The organism is Streptomyces sp. a15 (assembly GCF_059026085.1).
Genome location: NZ_JBWLKM010000006.1, coordinates 217004 through 230063, shown reverse-complemented (window position 1 = coordinate 230063; position 13060 = coordinate 217004). Strand labels below are relative to the sequence as shown.

Below are 13060 nucleotides of genomic sequence, written 5' to 3'. Positions count from 1 at the left end.
TGTTACCCGGCCGCATCACGTCTGTTTCCCGCGGGGAACGCTGCCCTCAGCGGGGGCGGGGGGTGGTTGTGAGGGTTCGGGACGGGCGCCGGGGGTGCGCTGTGAGGCCCGGTACGGCGGGGACGGGCCGGGGGCGGCCGCATCCCCGGGTTCCGTGCAGTCGCCATCGTCTACGACCGGGGCCGGTCTGTGCCGGGAGCGGCGGGGTTTCACCAGCTCACGCGCGGGGGGACGGAGGAGGGGCGGTGCCCGGAATATCCCGGTTCGGCCGCCGGGGCGCCGGCTCGCGGCAGGGCCGTCGTACGGATCCGGAGGCGGCCGGGGAAGCGGTTCGGCGCCGGAGAACCGGCGCCGAACCGCGTACGGGATGCTCACCGAGCCGGTGGTGTGGCGTGCGTCCCACTGGCAGCCCACCACCGCACGTGGCGTAGGAGCAGTGGGTGGCCCAGGGGCCGCCGCACCGGCTCAGCGGCCCGCGAGGAGTTCGATCAGCCCGGTCGTGCCCTCGGCGCCGCGCCCGCCCGCCAGGCGGCGCTCCATCAGGTCCATGTAAGGGGTCAGCAGCTCGGCGCTCACACGCTGCTCCTCGGCCGTGCGCAGCAGGGTCGCGTTGCCCGCGACCTGCATGGCCAGGCTGGAGACGACGTCCTTGTCGTAGTCGCCGCTCTCCAGCTGGTCGGCCGCCTGGTGGGCCATGGGCGCCATCGCGGTGAGCCAGGACACGAGGAGCGGCGCGAAGTCCTTCGGGGCGATGTCCTCCGGGCGGATCAGCGCGAAGGCGTGCGTGATGCCCGCGAACATCCCCGTCATCGCACTCAGCAGCGCCGCGTCGTGCAGCGCCGCGAATCCCGGGTCCGCGCCGACGTACGTGGTGCCGGCCGGGACGGCGAGGGTGGCCCGGTGCTCCTCGAAGAGGGCCGTGGAACCGCTGTAGAAGACGTACGCCCCGGAGCCCGCGGCACCGATCATCGGCGGTACGGCCATGATCCCGCCGTCCAGGAAGCGGGCCCCGCGAGCCTGTGCCCAAGTGGCGCGGGACCGTCCCTGTGCGGGCGTCCCGGTGGTGAGGTTCACCAGGTCCCGGCCGGTCAGGTCGGCCGCGTCGAGGGCCTCGCCCACGGAGGCGTCGTCGAGGAGACAGGCGACCACGAGCCGGCCCGCGGCCACCGCGTCGGCGGCACTCGCGGCGACGGTCGCGCCCTCGGCGGCCAGGGCCTCGGCGCGGGCGGGGGTTGGCAACTGGTTGTCGTGGAGTGCGCATGGGGGTGTATTAACTCGATCGTGTGATGGTCGGCTTCCAGGCTTGCGGTGTCCTGGGCCGTTCGGGCTACGGTGACCGTGCGATCTGGGACGCCGGGTACGGCGCCAGTGTGCGGGGCCCCTGCTCCACCGGAGTGATGGTTCAGGGCCTCCCCGTCGCCTCTGGCCGTGCGCATATGGCCAGGTCGCACAGGAAGCCGGCCTCCCGGGATCGGACCACGCACGGGATGCGTGTCGCTGCCTCGGGGTCGAGTACGCCGGGGACCAGTACGCCCAAGACCGTTCGGGGCGCGCGGCTGAGCGGACTCACTCCCGCTCAGTCCACAGGAACGGTGCGGTTCCAGACGGTGACGGGATGCCCGGCGGCGAGCCAGGCGCGGGCGAGGGCGGTGCCCATGGCTCCGGTGCCGAGGAGGGTGAGGGGGGTGGGGCCGGTCTGGGCGGGGGCTGTCCGAGCGGGATCGGTCTGCGTCGAGTACTCGCTGACACCTCGGGGCGCTTCGCTGAACGAGGCGTTGGCGCCCCTGGGCGCGTGGGGACGGGTGAACGTACTGGGAGGCTCAGCGGCTGCCGGTGAGGTGCGCGAAGACGACGACGTTCCCCTGATAGCCGGTGCTCCGTGAGTAGCCGCCGCCGCACGTGATCACCCGCAGCTCCGGCCGCGCCGCTGCCCCGTACACCTTCTCGTCGGGGAAGTCCTTCGCGTCGTAGACCTCGACGGTGTCCACGGTGAAGACGGCGACGTCTCCGTCACGCCGGTCGACCTCGATGACCGCGCCCTTCCTCAGCGCGCCGAGGTGGTAGAAGACGGCGGGGCCGTCGGCGTTGTCGACGTGGCCCGCGACGATCGCGGTGCCCCGCTCGCCGGGGGTGGTGCCGGCCTCGTACCAGCCCGCGAGGTTCCCGCGCGCGGCGGGCGGGACGTCGAGGCTGCCGGACGGGGTGAGGCCGAGGCCCGTCAGGGGAGCGTTCACGCGGATCGAGGGGATGCGGATCCGGTCGGGCGGGGAGGACGGCAGCGCGGGCGCGGCGGAGCCCCGGGCGCCCGGGTCGACGTGGGCCTCGGCCGCGGTCGGCTGCGGCGGCGCGTGCGTCTCGGCGCCGCTGCGCAGCAGCCACGCACCGGAGCACAGGGCCGCGGCGGTGACGGTCGCTATCGCGGCGTTGCCGAGTCTGCGCATGGCGATGATCTCTCTCCTGAACGGGACCCGTTCCCCCTCCGGGCCGCGAGGGGCGTCGGACCCGGAGGGAGAGGGGGCTTGCGGTACCGGCGGACGGACAGCGGAGGGTGTCCGTCAGATCCCGTCGCCTCTCGCCCGGCGATGCAGGAGCCAGGTACCGCCCGCGGCGGCGACGGCGAGAGCCGCCACGCCGGCCGCGGTCTGTACGGGATCGGGGCCCAGTGCGCCGCCGACCCCCGTCTTCACACTTCCCCGCGGCGCCACCGGCTCGCGCGCGGACGTCAGCGTCACGACCAGGTCGCCCGTGACCCGCCGGCCGTCCTCCGCGCACGTCGCGACGATCTCGTACGTCCCCGGCTGTGCGCTCGGGGGCACCCGGAACTGCCCGTTCGCGTCGCCCTCGTGCGTGCTGGGCGCGAGCGTGAACGTGCCGGCGCCCACCGCGCTGGCGTCGCCCGCCGCCGAACCGCCGTCCCCGCAGTCCGCCGTGTTCACCGTGACCCGTCCGCCCGGCACGACGGAGGACGGGTAGACCTCCAGGCCGCCGGTATCGCCGCTGCCGCCGCCGTACGCGGGCGTGGCGCCGAGGCCTGCGACGGCGACGGCGAACGCGGTACCGGACAGCAGACGGGCGGTACGTCGCATCGGTGCTCCCTCGAGCTCTGCGGTGCACTTCGGTGGGGCGCTGCCCTTCCGAGGTAACTGGCACCGGGCCGAGACCGCTTCCTGAGGGGGCGTCAGAAATAGGGTGAACGGGTGTCGGGCGGGGCCCGCGTCGAGGGTTGCCGTCTGCTGTTTCAGCAGGTCACCGGCGTGAGGTGGGCGCGAGGGGAAAAAGAACCCGATGGGTGTGAGGCGAGGGTGTGAACGGGTGACCGGGCCGGCCCGGGGGGAACGACGACCGGCCGGGCGCGAGGACGACGAGACGCGTACGGCGACGAGACGCGTACGACGACGGTTGCCCGGACCGTCGACCGCGGAGGTCAGTTCCGCGTGCCGCCCGCGTACTCGGTGAGAACCTCCCGCACCGCACGCCGCCCCACCGCCGCGGGCACGGGAATCCTCCCGCCCCGGGTTCAGCGCTTACGGGAGTGGGCGTGGTGGTGGGGGTGCGAGTGCGGGTGCGGAATGTGGTGGGGTTCGTGGACGTACCAGTAGCGGCCGACGAGGGCGCCGCCGAAGACGACGAAGCCGACTCCGACCAGCCAGGACGTCACGATCAGGACGGTGCCGACCGAACCGTACGAGACGGCGTTGCTCACGATGAGCGGGGAGAAGACCAGGGAGGAGAACAGCCGCAGACCGCCGAGGCCCACCATCGTGGCGATGGCGCCCGGCAGGAGGGCGCGCCAGGGGATCCGGCCGCCCAGCAGGAAACGCTGCCCCCACCAGAAGAAGAGCACGCCGAGCAACGAGGACAGTCCGATGCGAGCCCATGAGCCCAGGGCTCCCGACCCCAGGATGGTCCCGCTCTGCGCTTCGGCGAAGAGGTAGGCAGTCAGCGCGACGAGCCACGCCGCGCGTCGCCATACGGTGTGCCAGCGTCCGGCCGTCAGGTCCCACACCTTTTCGTAACCGGTCTGGACGCTGCCCGCGAACGGCACTCCGAAGAGCGCGACCAACACCACGCTCAGGACGCTGATCGTGCTCAGGACCTTGCGGGGTGCGGCGAAGAGGTCCTGCACGGCGTCGGCGGGACGCCCGGACAGCCCCATGCCGTCCACGACCCACTGGGCGAAGCCGCGTTCCTGGATCGGGGCGGTCGCCGCGACCACGATCAGCAGCGGGGCGATCGTCACCAGTCCCAGCGCCGCGAAGCCCATGGCCCGGTGCAGCAGCTCCACTTCCTTGCCGCGCTGCCATACGCGCGTACTCCTGACGTGGACGAATCGGCCCAGTTCCCGCCGCCGGTGCCAGCGGCCGCGGAGGTGGCTCCCGCGACTGCTCCTGCCGGGCGGGCCCTGGCCCGGAGAAGCGCCAGGCGGCTCAGGAGTATCCGGGGCGTGCGGTGGGCCGGACGGCTCGGACGGCTCGGACGACTCCGGAGCACCCGACGGCCCGACGGGTTCTACAGGGTCCACCGGGTCCACCGGGCCTACAGGGTCCACCGGGCCGAGGGCTCCGCCAGGCGGGTCATGCCCGCCGCTCCCCTCCTCGCCGAAAGGGCCCCGACGAGCCTGGCGCACTGGCAGCACGAACCGATGGCGCATCCGTCGTCACCTCGTCCAGTTTCCGTGCACCGGCGTACCCGCGTACGGCTCGTCCCCGCACCGGCGAGCCCGTGCAGCGCGAGTGGCTGATTCCAGCGTGCCCCTACCGCTCCGGATGTGCGAGCGGCTCAGGAGCCTCGGCATCCGTACGGGGATACCGAAAGACCGCCTGAGCTCGACACCGGGGTTCTCCGACCGGGGGCGACGGGCGGGCGCTGCCCGTGCCGGGGCCCATCGTCGGCTCCGGTGGGGAAAGGGCCGGTCAGCGCCCGCTCGAAGGGGACGTGCCCAGGACCGTCGCGGAGGAAGGAGGCGACCGGGCCGGTGAGGTCGGCGGTGGTGAAGAGGCTGCCGGAGACCTCGGGTACCTCCTGGGTCGGCTGCCTGGACCCCGGGGCGGGCGCCCGCCTCTCCCGCTGCCTCCCCGATCCAACCGCTCGACTGCTCTGCGGACCCCGATGAGGCGGGGTCGGCGGGTGGCCGGTGCCGGTGGCCGATGCCGCTCACCCCTGGAGCTTCATGCCCTCGGGTGAGGTGAGGCCCTTGTCGGCGTGGGCACGGAACGTCGCCGTCCAGGTGGTGGGCGGGCAGGACACGCCGTTGGGGTGCTGCTTTGTCAGCCTGGCCCGGGCGCTGTCCTCGACAATCGTGTCACCGCCCTGTGCGGACGTCACGGTGAGCCGCACCGGCACGGTGGACGCACCGATGTCGCCGGGGAGCCGGACCGACAGCGAGGCGAAGGGGGCGTCGGGACTGCCCGATGTCCGCTCCTCGCAGATGCCGTCCACGCACAGCCGGACCCTCGCCGCGTCCCGGCCGCCGAAGTCGGCGGGCCGCCACACGGCGGAGACCTGCGAGTCCGCGTCGGCCTTGCTGCACGGCAAGTCCTGGCCGAGAAGCGAGCATCCGGTCAGGGCCGCCGCCAGCAGCGGGGTCAGACGGGCGCGGCGCATATCAGTACCTCGCTACTACGCCGGGGAAGGCGCTGTTGTCGCATGCCACCACCCTGCGCGGTGACCGGCCCAGCATCCTCAGAAGCTACGCGCCGCTCGGCGCAAACCACCGTGCGTGAGCGACGCCTGGAAGGCCAGCCACGCCGTGGGGTGAATGCGGAGGCGCGGGCCGGAGGGGTTCTTCGAGTCGCGTACGGCGACGGTGGTCGGGATGTTGGTGGCTATTTCGACGCACTCGGCCGCGTCGTCGCTGTAGCTGGACTTGCGGTACTTGAATTCAGGCACGGCTCACAGTTCCTTGCGCAGCTTGTGGAGGAAGGACACCGACTCGCGCTCCCCGAGGGAGCATTCGGTGACTCTCTCGAACAACTCATCGTAGGCAGCAGCGGCCTCGCCGCCCTCCGCCCACCGCTGGGCGAAGGGGGCCTCGACGTAGACGACGTCCATGGCCCCCGGGGCGGCGAAGGAGATGATGTTGAACGAACCGTTGAGGCCCGAGTGCGTACCGGCGGTGAAGGGAAAGATACGCAGGCTGACGTTCGGTAACGCGGCCGCCTTTACGAGTTCGTCCAGTTGGCCCTTGGCTGTCGCCGAGCCACCGGGGACGTTGTGGAGAACGGCTTCGTAGATCACCGCCCTCAGTGACAGTGGAGGATCGTCGGACAGGCGACGTTGGCGAGCGAGTCGTGCCGCGATGAACTCGTCGTCGGGCTCGGGACTCTTGGTGACCGTTGCTGCTGGGCTCTCCCTCAACGCCCGTACGTACTCTGGCGTTTGAAGCAGTCCGGGAACGAACGCAGGCTGCCATGCCTTGATGGCCGTCGCAGCGCTCTCCAGCGCGACGTACTCCTGCATGATGCCGGGAATGGTGTAGTCGTCCCACCAGCCCTTGGCCTTACGACGCTCGCGGTCGACCTTGGCCAGTTCAAGGAGGCCGCCGACCGTTCCGGGGTCGCGGACTCCGTAGAGCTCGCACAGAGCCCGGATGTCCGGGTCGCGCACGGGTACCCAGCCGCCCTCCATCTTGGCGACCTTGGCCGTCGAGGCGGAGAGTGCCTTCGCGGCCTGGGGCTGGGTGAAGCCGGCCGTGGTACGGAGTTTGAGGAGTTCGGCGCCGAGTCTGCGTCCGAGGACGCTGGAGGTGCTGTTGCCCTGTCTTGCCTGACTCGCTGTCACCCTGGCTGCTCCTTCGGTGCTGTGCGCGGCCAGTCTGCTGCGCGCGGGCAGGCATAGCAAACCCGATCGGTGGACATCTACCGGGAAGAGGTTGAACAAGGTGAGGTCGGGTCGCTACGTTACGTGGTGAACCGACCGCAGAGTGGCGTCAGTTGATGCCTGGCGCCGCTCGCCCCTGCCCGGAGGTGAGCGACATAGTCGCCCCCGAAGAACCCCTCCATCACGATCGCCTCGACTACACACCGCTCCCCAAGAGCGTCACCCTCGCCCGTCGTCGCGCCCACCGCCTCCTCATCGACTGGGGACACCCGGAACTCGCCGCAGACACCGCCCTGTTGGTCTCCGAGCTGGGCGGCAACGCAGTACTCCACGGGTGCCTGCGCGACCGCCTCTTCCGCGTCGAACTCACTCTCACGGAACGCGTCGTGCGGATCTCCGTGTCCGACCCGAAGGGGGAGCTACGGCCAAGCCTCCGCGAGGCGACCGCCGATGACATGTTCGGGCGTGGGCTGCTGATCGTCGGACACGTGGCCGACCGTTGGGGCGTCTGCGAGCTGACCGTCGGCAAGGCCGTCTGGTGTGAGCTGGACGTCGTACGGCAGGCAGTGTCGGCCCGCTACCGTGACGGCAGCGAAGCCCCGCCACCTAGGAGGATGACGATGGCCGAACCGTTGAAGACCTTCGTCGACGGCGTCGAGGTCGAGGTCCCCAACAGCATTCCCGGTATCCGCGCGGCCCTCCCGGGAGGGCCGCGTGAGGAGTTCGACCGGGCCGTCGGCGAGGCCGGAGTGGACGAGATCCACGCCGTCATGCGGCACTGGATGCTCGAAGCCGTCCCCGACCCGGCGGCCGACGCGCTCCTGGAGCGGCTGGCGGCGGACGAGGCCGGGAGGCGGGGCGTCGCTTGAACTGACGCAAGCAAGGCAACGGCCGCCCCGGCCCAAGGACCGAGGCGGCCACCTCAGCTGTCAGCCCGACTCACCCCACGCCCACCGCACTCCACGCCGCGGCCACCGCCCCGTACTCCGCGCTCCCCGCCCCGTACAGATCCTTCGCCGCGCTCAGCGTCGCCGTCCGCGCACCCGCGTAATCCGTCGACGACGTCATGTAGACGGTCAACGCCCGGTACCAGATCGCCCCCAGCTTGGCCCGCCCGATCCCGGTGACCGAAGAACCGTCGCAGGTCGGCGAGTTGTGGCTGACGCCGTTCACCGTCTTGGTGCCGCTGCCCTCCGCCAGCAGGTACGCGAAGTGGTTGGCGACGCCCGAGGAGTAGTGGACGTCGAGGTCGCCCACCGTCGGGGTCCAGCAGTCCGCGGAGGCGCCGTCCTTGGACGGCTTGTCCATGTAGCGCAGGGCGTCGCGTCCGAAGCCGGAGCGGACGATCTTCTCGCCGATCAGGTAATCGCCCGGATCCGACGCGTTGTCGGCGTAGAACTCCACCAGCGTGCCGAAGATGTCGGACGTGGCCTCGTTCAGGCCGCCGGACTCGCCGGAGTACGTCAGCGCCGCCGTCTTGGAGGTGACGCCGTGCGACATCTCGTGGCCCGCCACGTCGAGGGACACCAGCGGCCCGAGCTGCGTGCCGTCACCGTCCCCGTACGTCATGCAGAAGCAACTGTCGTCCCAGAAGGCGTTGTTGTACCGGGTGCCGTAGTGCACGCGGTTGTACGACCCCTTGCCGTCGTTCGCGATGCCGTTGCGGCCGTGGACGTTTTTGTAGTAGTCCCAGGTCACGTCGGTGCCGTACTGCGCGTCGACCGCCGCCGAGGCGCGGTCGGCGTCCGTGCCGGTGCCCCAGTGGTTGTCGGCGTCGGTGAAGACCGTCGAGGGGGCCCGGCTCAGGCAGATGCCCAGGACGCACAGGTCGTTCTGGTTCGCCGCGTCGCCGGTGTACGTGTTCCCGCGCGTCGCGTCCTTCAGCTGGTACGTCGATCCCGACAGCGTCGTCTCCAGCGGAACCGTGCCGCCGTACAGGGACTTGCCGTCGCCCGACGCCGTCTCGAGGGTGTCCCAGGCGTCGATCTGGGTGCCCGTGGCGGCGTCCGTCAGGATCGTCCGGGCGGTCGGGTTGCCGAGGGAGTCCTGCGCCACGGCGTTCGTCCGCCAGGCCAGCTTCGGGGTGCCGTGCAGGGCGTCGACGACGAGCTGCGGCTTGGCGGTGATGCTCCGCAGGGTCTCGCCGAGGTGGGCGGCGCGCAGCGCGTTCACCGCGAGGTCGGCGGCCTTCGGGGCGGACAGCTTCGGGGTGACGCTCGCGAGCGAGACCGTGCTCCTGGTGGCACGGTCGGCGCCGCGGTAGCTGCCGTCGGGCGACAGGTGGACCACGAAGTCGCCGCCCAGGACGGGGATGTGACGGTACGTGCGGTCGTAGCGGACGTGCTGCGTGCCGCCCGCGTCCACGACGACGTCCCGGACGGTCGTGTCCTGTGCGGAGGTGAGCCCCAGCGCCGCGGCCCGGTCAGCGAGCACCGACGCCGCGTTCTCGATCGCGGAGGCCCGGCTCGGCCGGTCGGCCGCGCCGGCGGCGGGGGAGAGCGCGGCGGCCAGCAGGATGGCGGTGGTGGCGGCAGCGCCGGCGGTGGTGAGACGACGGGAACCTCGGACGTACGGCCGTATCCGGCTCATCGGTCTCCTCGGGAAGGCGCCCGAAAGGGCGTGAAGGGGGCGCGCGGAACGTGGGGGTGGCGCGGGACGTGGGAAATGGAGGGGGAATTGAACGGATCTTGACCAAGATTTAAGTGGCCATGACATGTCATGTCTATGGCGCGGATGCGCAGGTGTGTGAGAGGAGAGAATCGTTTCTGTGAGCGCCCCGAAACTGCCCTTCTTCGTCTACGGCACCCTCCGCCCCGGCGAGCCCAACCACGACCGCTTCCTGTGCGGACGTATCCGCTCCGAGGAACCGGGCCGGCTCACCGGCGCGGTGCTGTACGAGGGGCCGGGCTACCCCTATGCCGTGGAGGGGTGCGCGCAGGGCCGCGGGGGAGTGGTGCGCGGCGAGGTCGTCACCGCGCTGCCCGAGGCGTACGGGGAGTTGCTGGTCGCGCTGGACCGGCTGGAGGAGTACACACCGGGAGACCCGCGCAGCCTCTACGAACGCGTGGCGCGCGAGGTGACCCTCGACGGCGGCGGGCGCACCGTCCGGGCCTGGGTGTACGTCGCCGCACCCCCCGTGGCCGCCCGCCTGCGCGCCCGCGGGAAGCCCATCGGGAGCGGCGACTGGCTGGTGCGGGGCTGAACCGAGCCGTGCGGGCTAAGTAAGCCTCACCAGCGCCATCGACGGGGCGTCGGCCAGCCGCACCCGCAGGCCGCCCCCGCTCCCCTCCCACTCCGCCGACGCCTTGCCGGCGGAATGCAGGACCTCGACCTTCAGCTCCTCGGCCCCCGCCAAGTGCCGTACGGAGAGCACCCGTTCGGCCTCCCCGCCCCTGCGCCACACCGCCACATACGTCGCCCCTTGCACCGGCGCCCGCACTCCCAGGGCCACCCACTCGTCGGTCCACCCCGGCAGCCCGAGCGGCCAGAAGGACACGGCTGACCGCAGATCCCCGCGGATCTCCTTGTGCGTCCGCACGGCCTCCCGCACCAGCTCCAGCTGACGTTCGGGGTGGTCTCGTCGAGGTCGAAGTCGAAGTCGAAGTCGAAGTCGACGGTGAGTGCGGAATGGCTCAGCGGTGGCCGTGGATGTGCGTCATGGCCTCCTCATCTGCCCGGCCGGGGAATCACGGCAACTCCGTTCCGCTGTTGCGTATGTCACACACAACCTCCTCATTGCGCAGTATGAAACTTCAAACAATCTTGGCAATGATCGCCGCATGAACGAGCGGAAAGCGGTGCCCCGCGCGGCGGACCTGGCGAGTCTCGTCCGTGCCCCGGCCGCCCTCAGCGTGCCCGGTGACGTCCTCGTCGGTGCGACGGCGGCCGGACGCCCACTCGGTCTGCGGACGGCCGGAGTGATGGCCTCGTCCGTGTGCCTCTACTGGGCCGGTATGGCCCTCAACGACTACGCGGACGCCGCCGTCGACTCGGTGGAGCGGCCCGAACGCCCCATACCCTCCGGCCGGGTGCCGCGCCGGACCGCCCTGTCCGTCGCCACCGGTCTGACCGCCGCGGGCCTCGGCCTCGCCACCCTCTCGGGCGGCCGGCGCGGCCTCGCCGCCGCCCTGCCGCTGACCGCGCTGGTGTGGGCGTACGACCTGAAACTGAAGTCGACCCCGGCGGGACCGGCGGCCATGGCCGGGGCACGGGCACTGGACGTGCTGGCGGGGGCGGTGGCGGGCGGTGGGAAGGTGCCATCGCCCGCGTCCGGCGGAGGAGCCGACACCGTCGGAACCGCTCGCGCGCTCGGCCGCGCGGCCGTCCCCGCGCTCCTGACCGGGCTGCACACCTACACGCTCACGCTGCTCAGCCGCCACGAGATCTCCGGCGCCCCGGCGCGGCTGCCCGCGGCCACGCTCGCCGTCTCGTCGGCGACAGCGGTGGCGAGCGCCTGGCCCCTCGGGCGGTCGGCACGGGCGACACCCCGCCGGGCCGCGGCCGGTACCGCCGTCGCCGCTGCCGGAGCCCTCGCCTACCTGGGAACCTACGGCCGGGCCCAGGCGCTCGCCGTACGCGATCCGCGCGGCGGCACCGTACGGCGGGCGGTCGGGGCCGGGATCATGGCCATGGTCCCGTTGCAGACGGCGCTCACCGCGCGCGGCGGCGCGCCCGCTGCCGCCGCCGTCCTCGGCGCTGTACATCCCCTGGCGCTGCGGCTGGCGAGACGGGTGTCGCCGACATGAGCCTCAGATTCGGCTACGGCACCAACGGGTTCGCCCACCACCGGCTGACCGACGCGCTCGGCGTCCTCGCGGACCTGGGCTACGACGGCGTCGCCCTCACGCTCGACCACCACCACCTCGATCCGTACGCCAGGGACCTGGGCCGGCAAGTCGCGATGGTGGGGAAGGAGTTGGCGCGCGAAGGGCTCGACGTCACCGTCGAGACCGGGGCGCCGTACTTCCTCGACGCCTGGGCCAAGCACCAGCCGACGCTGATGTCCTCGGAACCGGAACGGCGGATCGACCTGTTGCGGCGCGCCGTGCGCATCGCGGCCGAACTGGGCTCGCCCACCGTCCACCTGTGCAGTGGCCCGGCCCCGGACGGGGTGTCCGAGACGGCGGTGTGGCAGCGCCTCGCGGCGGGCGTCGGGGCGGTGCTGGAGACGGCCGAGGCGTACGGGGTCGCCCTGGCCTTCGAGCCGGAGCCGTACATGTTCGTCGACACCGTCGAACGGTGTCTGCGACTGCGCCGACTGGTCGGCGTACACGAACTGTTCGGCATCACCCTGGACGTCGGGCACGCCCACTGCGTGGAGGAACGGCCACTGCTGGAGTGCGTGCGGCTCGCCGCGCCGTACCTGCTGAACGTGCAGATCGAGGACATGGTGCGCGGCGTCCACCGGCATCTGGAGTTCGGCGTGGGCGACATCGACTTCCCGCCGGTGCTGGCGGCGCTGCACACACTCGGACACGAGGGACTGGTGTCCGTCGAGATCCAGGGCGGTTCCCTGGACGCCCCCGAGGTCGCCCGTCGCTCGATCGATTTCCTGCGCGCGGCCGAGGCCGGGTTACTCGCCTCCTGAGGCTCCCCCCTTCCCCACGGCACCTGAGCCCCTCCACCCCACAGAGGTACACGCGCCCATGCCCTCCCTCCCCCTCACCCCCGACGCCCGCGCCTGGCTCGATGCCGCCGTCGCCCGCGTCGCCGCCGACCCGGCCGCCATCCGGGCCCTGTTCCCGGCCGTGCGCCGCCACTGCGGGCGGGAACCGCTGCCCGACGGCCGGACCGTCGACGAGGCCGCCCGCGCCCTGCTCCTGACCGCGCTGCCCCTGCACGGCCAGGCCCTCGCCGAGGAGGTGGGAGCGCTCCACCGGTACGGTGACCCCGCCGAACAGCGGGCCGTCCTCAGGGCCCTGCCGCTCCTCGACGACCAGGGCCGGTGCCTGGACCTCGTACGGCAGACCCTGCGGGGCAACGACACCACGCTGATCGAGGCGGCCCTCGGCCCGTACGCGGCCGCCCACCTCCCACCGGACGAGTACCGGCAGGCCGTTCTGAAGTGCGTGTTCTGCGAGATCCCACTCGCCCGCGTGGCCGGACTCGACGACCGCGCGGACGCCGAACTCGCCCGCATGCTCGCCGACTTCGCCGCCGAACGCCGCGCCGCCGACCGCCCCGTACCCGCGGACATCGGCCCCCTCATCAGCGCCTTCCTCCCCCATGGAGCCCCCTGACC

At 72.1% G+C, this 13060-nt stretch carries 13 protein-coding genes and 4 pseudogenes; 7 read left to right on the top strand and 10 right to left on the bottom strand.

The genetic code is table 11. The features are described from left to right. Window positions 1-465: 465 nt before the first annotated feature. Together AC5P09_RS10050 and AC5P09_RS10045 are read right to left on the bottom strand one after the other, a co-directional pair. Window positions 466-1233, bottom strand: a pseudogene (locus AC5P09_RS10050) (imine reductase family protein); the annotation flags it as partial. A gap of 343 nt (window positions 1234-1576) precedes the next feature. Next, window positions 1577-1666, bottom strand: a pseudogene (locus AC5P09_RS10045) (NAD(P)-binding domain-containing protein); the annotation flags it as partial. 64 nt (window positions 1667-1730) lie between these two features. Between AC5P09_RS10045 and AC5P09_RS10040 the strand changes: the two are divergent. After that, window positions 1731-1883 (top strand): annotated as a pseudogene (locus tag AC5P09_RS10040) (winged helix-turn-helix transcriptional regulator); the annotation flags it as partial. Here AC5P09_RS10040 and AC5P09_RS10035 read toward each other — a convergent pair. The 6 genes from AC5P09_RS10035 to AC5P09_RS10010 form a co-directional block, all read right to left on the bottom strand. Then, window positions 1821-2441, bottom strand: coding sequence for a class F sortase (locus AC5P09_RS10035; protein ID WP_493873496.1), 621 nt, complete (start codon window positions 2439-2441; stop codon window positions 1821-1823). The pseudogene AC5P09_RS10040 and the gene AC5P09_RS10035 sit on opposite strands and share 63 nt — an antisense overlap. A 114-nt stretch (window positions 2442-2555) precedes the next feature. Next, entirely contained in the window at window positions 2556-3086 is a 531-nt protein-coding gene (locus AC5P09_RS10030) for a hypothetical protein (RefSeq protein ID WP_493873495.1), read from the bottom strand. 431 nt (window positions 3087-3517) lie between these two features. Beyond that, complete coding sequence (locus tag AC5P09_RS10025; protein ID WP_493873522.1) at window positions 3518-4339, bottom strand: YhjD/YihY/BrkB family envelope integrity protein; 822 nt, start codon at window positions 4337-4339, stop codon at window positions 3518-3520. An 815-nt stretch (window positions 4340-5154) separates the two neighbouring features. Next, window positions 5155-5604 carry a hypothetical protein gene (locus AC5P09_RS10020; protein ID WP_493873494.1) on the bottom strand — a complete coding sequence of 150 codons (450 nt, stop codon included), beginning with the start codon at window positions 5602-5604 and terminating at the stop codon, window positions 5155-5157. Window positions 5605-5682: 78 nt separating this feature from the next. Next, on the bottom strand, window positions 5683-5889 hold the full coding sequence (locus tag AC5P09_RS10015) for a DUF397 domain-containing protein (protein ID WP_493873493.1): 207 nt from the start codon (window positions 5887-5889) through the stop codon (window positions 5683-5685). A 3-nt stretch (window positions 5890-5892) separates the two neighbouring features. Then, window positions 5893-6780: a helix-turn-helix domain-containing protein gene (locus tag AC5P09_RS10010; protein ID WP_493873492.1), complete on the bottom strand. Its 888-nt coding sequence runs from the start codon at window positions 6778-6780 to the stop codon at window positions 5893-5895. A gap of 155 nt (window positions 6781-6935) precedes the next feature. On the opposite strand from AC5P09_RS10010, the pseudogene AC5P09_RS10005 reads away from it, so the two are divergent. Then, window positions 6936-7310, top strand: a pseudogene (locus AC5P09_RS10005) (ATP-binding protein); the annotation flags it as partial. Between the two features lie 129 nt (window positions 7311-7439). Then, window positions 7440-7688, top strand: coding sequence for a hypothetical protein (locus tag AC5P09_RS10000; protein WP_493873521.1), 249 nt, complete (start codon window positions 7440-7442; stop codon window positions 7686-7688). A 70-nt stretch (window positions 7689-7758) separates the two neighbouring features. On the opposite strand, the gene AC5P09_RS09995 is transcribed toward AC5P09_RS10000, so the two are convergent. Further along, on the bottom strand, window positions 7759-9408 hold the full coding sequence (locus AC5P09_RS09995) for a M4 family metallopeptidase (RefSeq protein WP_493873491.1): 1650 nt from the start codon (window positions 9406-9408) through the stop codon (window positions 7759-7761). Between the two features lie 178 nt (window positions 9409-9586). On the opposite strand from AC5P09_RS09995, the gene AC5P09_RS09990 reads away from it, so the two are divergent. Beyond that, window positions 9587-10021, top strand: a complete 435-nt coding sequence (locus AC5P09_RS09990) for a gamma-glutamylcyclotransferase family protein (RefSeq protein ID WP_493873490.1) — start codon at window positions 9587-9589, stop codon at window positions 10019-10021. 15 nt (window positions 10022-10036) lie between these two features. On the opposite strand, the gene AC5P09_RS09985 is transcribed toward AC5P09_RS09990, so the two are convergent. Further along, window positions 10037-10357: a hypothetical protein gene (locus AC5P09_RS09985; protein ID WP_493873489.1), complete on the bottom strand. Its 321-nt coding sequence runs from the start codon at window positions 10355-10357 to the stop codon at window positions 10037-10039. Between the two features lie 241 nt (window positions 10358-10598). Here AC5P09_RS09985 and AC5P09_RS09980 point away from each other — a divergent pair, with 241 nt between their 5' ends. Genes AC5P09_RS09980 through AC5P09_RS09970 form a run of 3 tightly spaced genes read left to right on the top strand, consistent with a single transcriptional unit; the run spans window position 10599 to window position 13058 of the window. Continuing rightward, a complete protein-coding gene (locus tag AC5P09_RS09980; RefSeq protein ID WP_493873488.1) occupies window positions 10599-11564 on the top strand; it encodes an SCO3242 family prenyltransferase in 966 nt (321 codons plus the stop codon). Beyond that, the gene (locus tag AC5P09_RS09975; protein WP_493873487.1) at window positions 11561-12406 is read left to right on the top strand and encodes a sugar phosphate isomerase/epimerase family protein; all 846 of its coding nucleotides are present in this window, start codon (window positions 11561-11563) and stop codon (window positions 12404-12406) included. Before AC5P09_RS09980 ends, AC5P09_RS09975 begins: the two co-directional genes overlap by 4 nt. 58 nt (window positions 12407-12464) lie before the next feature. Beyond that, the gene (locus tag AC5P09_RS09970; protein WP_493873486.1) at window positions 12465-13058 is read left to right on the top strand and encodes an EboA domain-containing protein; all 594 of its coding nucleotides are present in this window, start codon (window positions 12465-12467) and stop codon (window positions 13056-13058) included. Window positions 13059-13060: the final 2 nt, after the last annotated feature.

Bases quoted from the DNA above. Each gene is read 5' to 3' on its own strand.
- AC5P09_RS10035 (WP_493873496.1), bottom strand. From the start codon at position 2,441: ATGCGCAGACTCGGCAACGCCGCGATAGCGACCGTCACCGCCGCGGCC.
- AC5P09_RS09975 (WP_493873487.1), top strand. From the start codon at position 11,561: ATGAGCCTCAGATTCGGCTACGGCACCAACGGGTTCGCCCACCACCGG.
- AC5P09_RS10020 (WP_493873494.1), bottom strand. From the start codon at position 5,604: ATGCGCCGCGCCCGTCTGACCCCGCTGCTGGCGGCGGCCCTGACCGGA.
- AC5P09_RS10030 (WP_493873495.1), bottom strand. From the start codon at position 3,086: ATGCGACGTACCGCCCGTCTGCTGTCCGGTACCGCGTTCGCCGTCGCC.
- AC5P09_RS09980 (WP_493873488.1), top strand. From the start codon at position 10,599: ATGAACGAGCGGAAAGCGGTGCCCCGCGCGGCGGACCTGGCGAGTCTC.
- AC5P09_RS09995 (WP_493873491.1), bottom strand. From the start codon at position 9,408: ATGAGCCGGATACGGCCGTACGTCCGAGGTTCCCGTCGTCTCACCACC.
- AC5P09_RS09970 (WP_493873486.1), top strand. From the start codon at position 12,465: ATGCCCTCCCTCCCCCTCACCCCCGACGCCCGCGCCTGGCTCGATGCC.
- AC5P09_RS10000 (WP_493873521.1), top strand. From the start codon at position 7,440: ATGGCCGAACCGTTGAAGACCTTCGTCGACGGCGTCGAGGTCGAGGTC.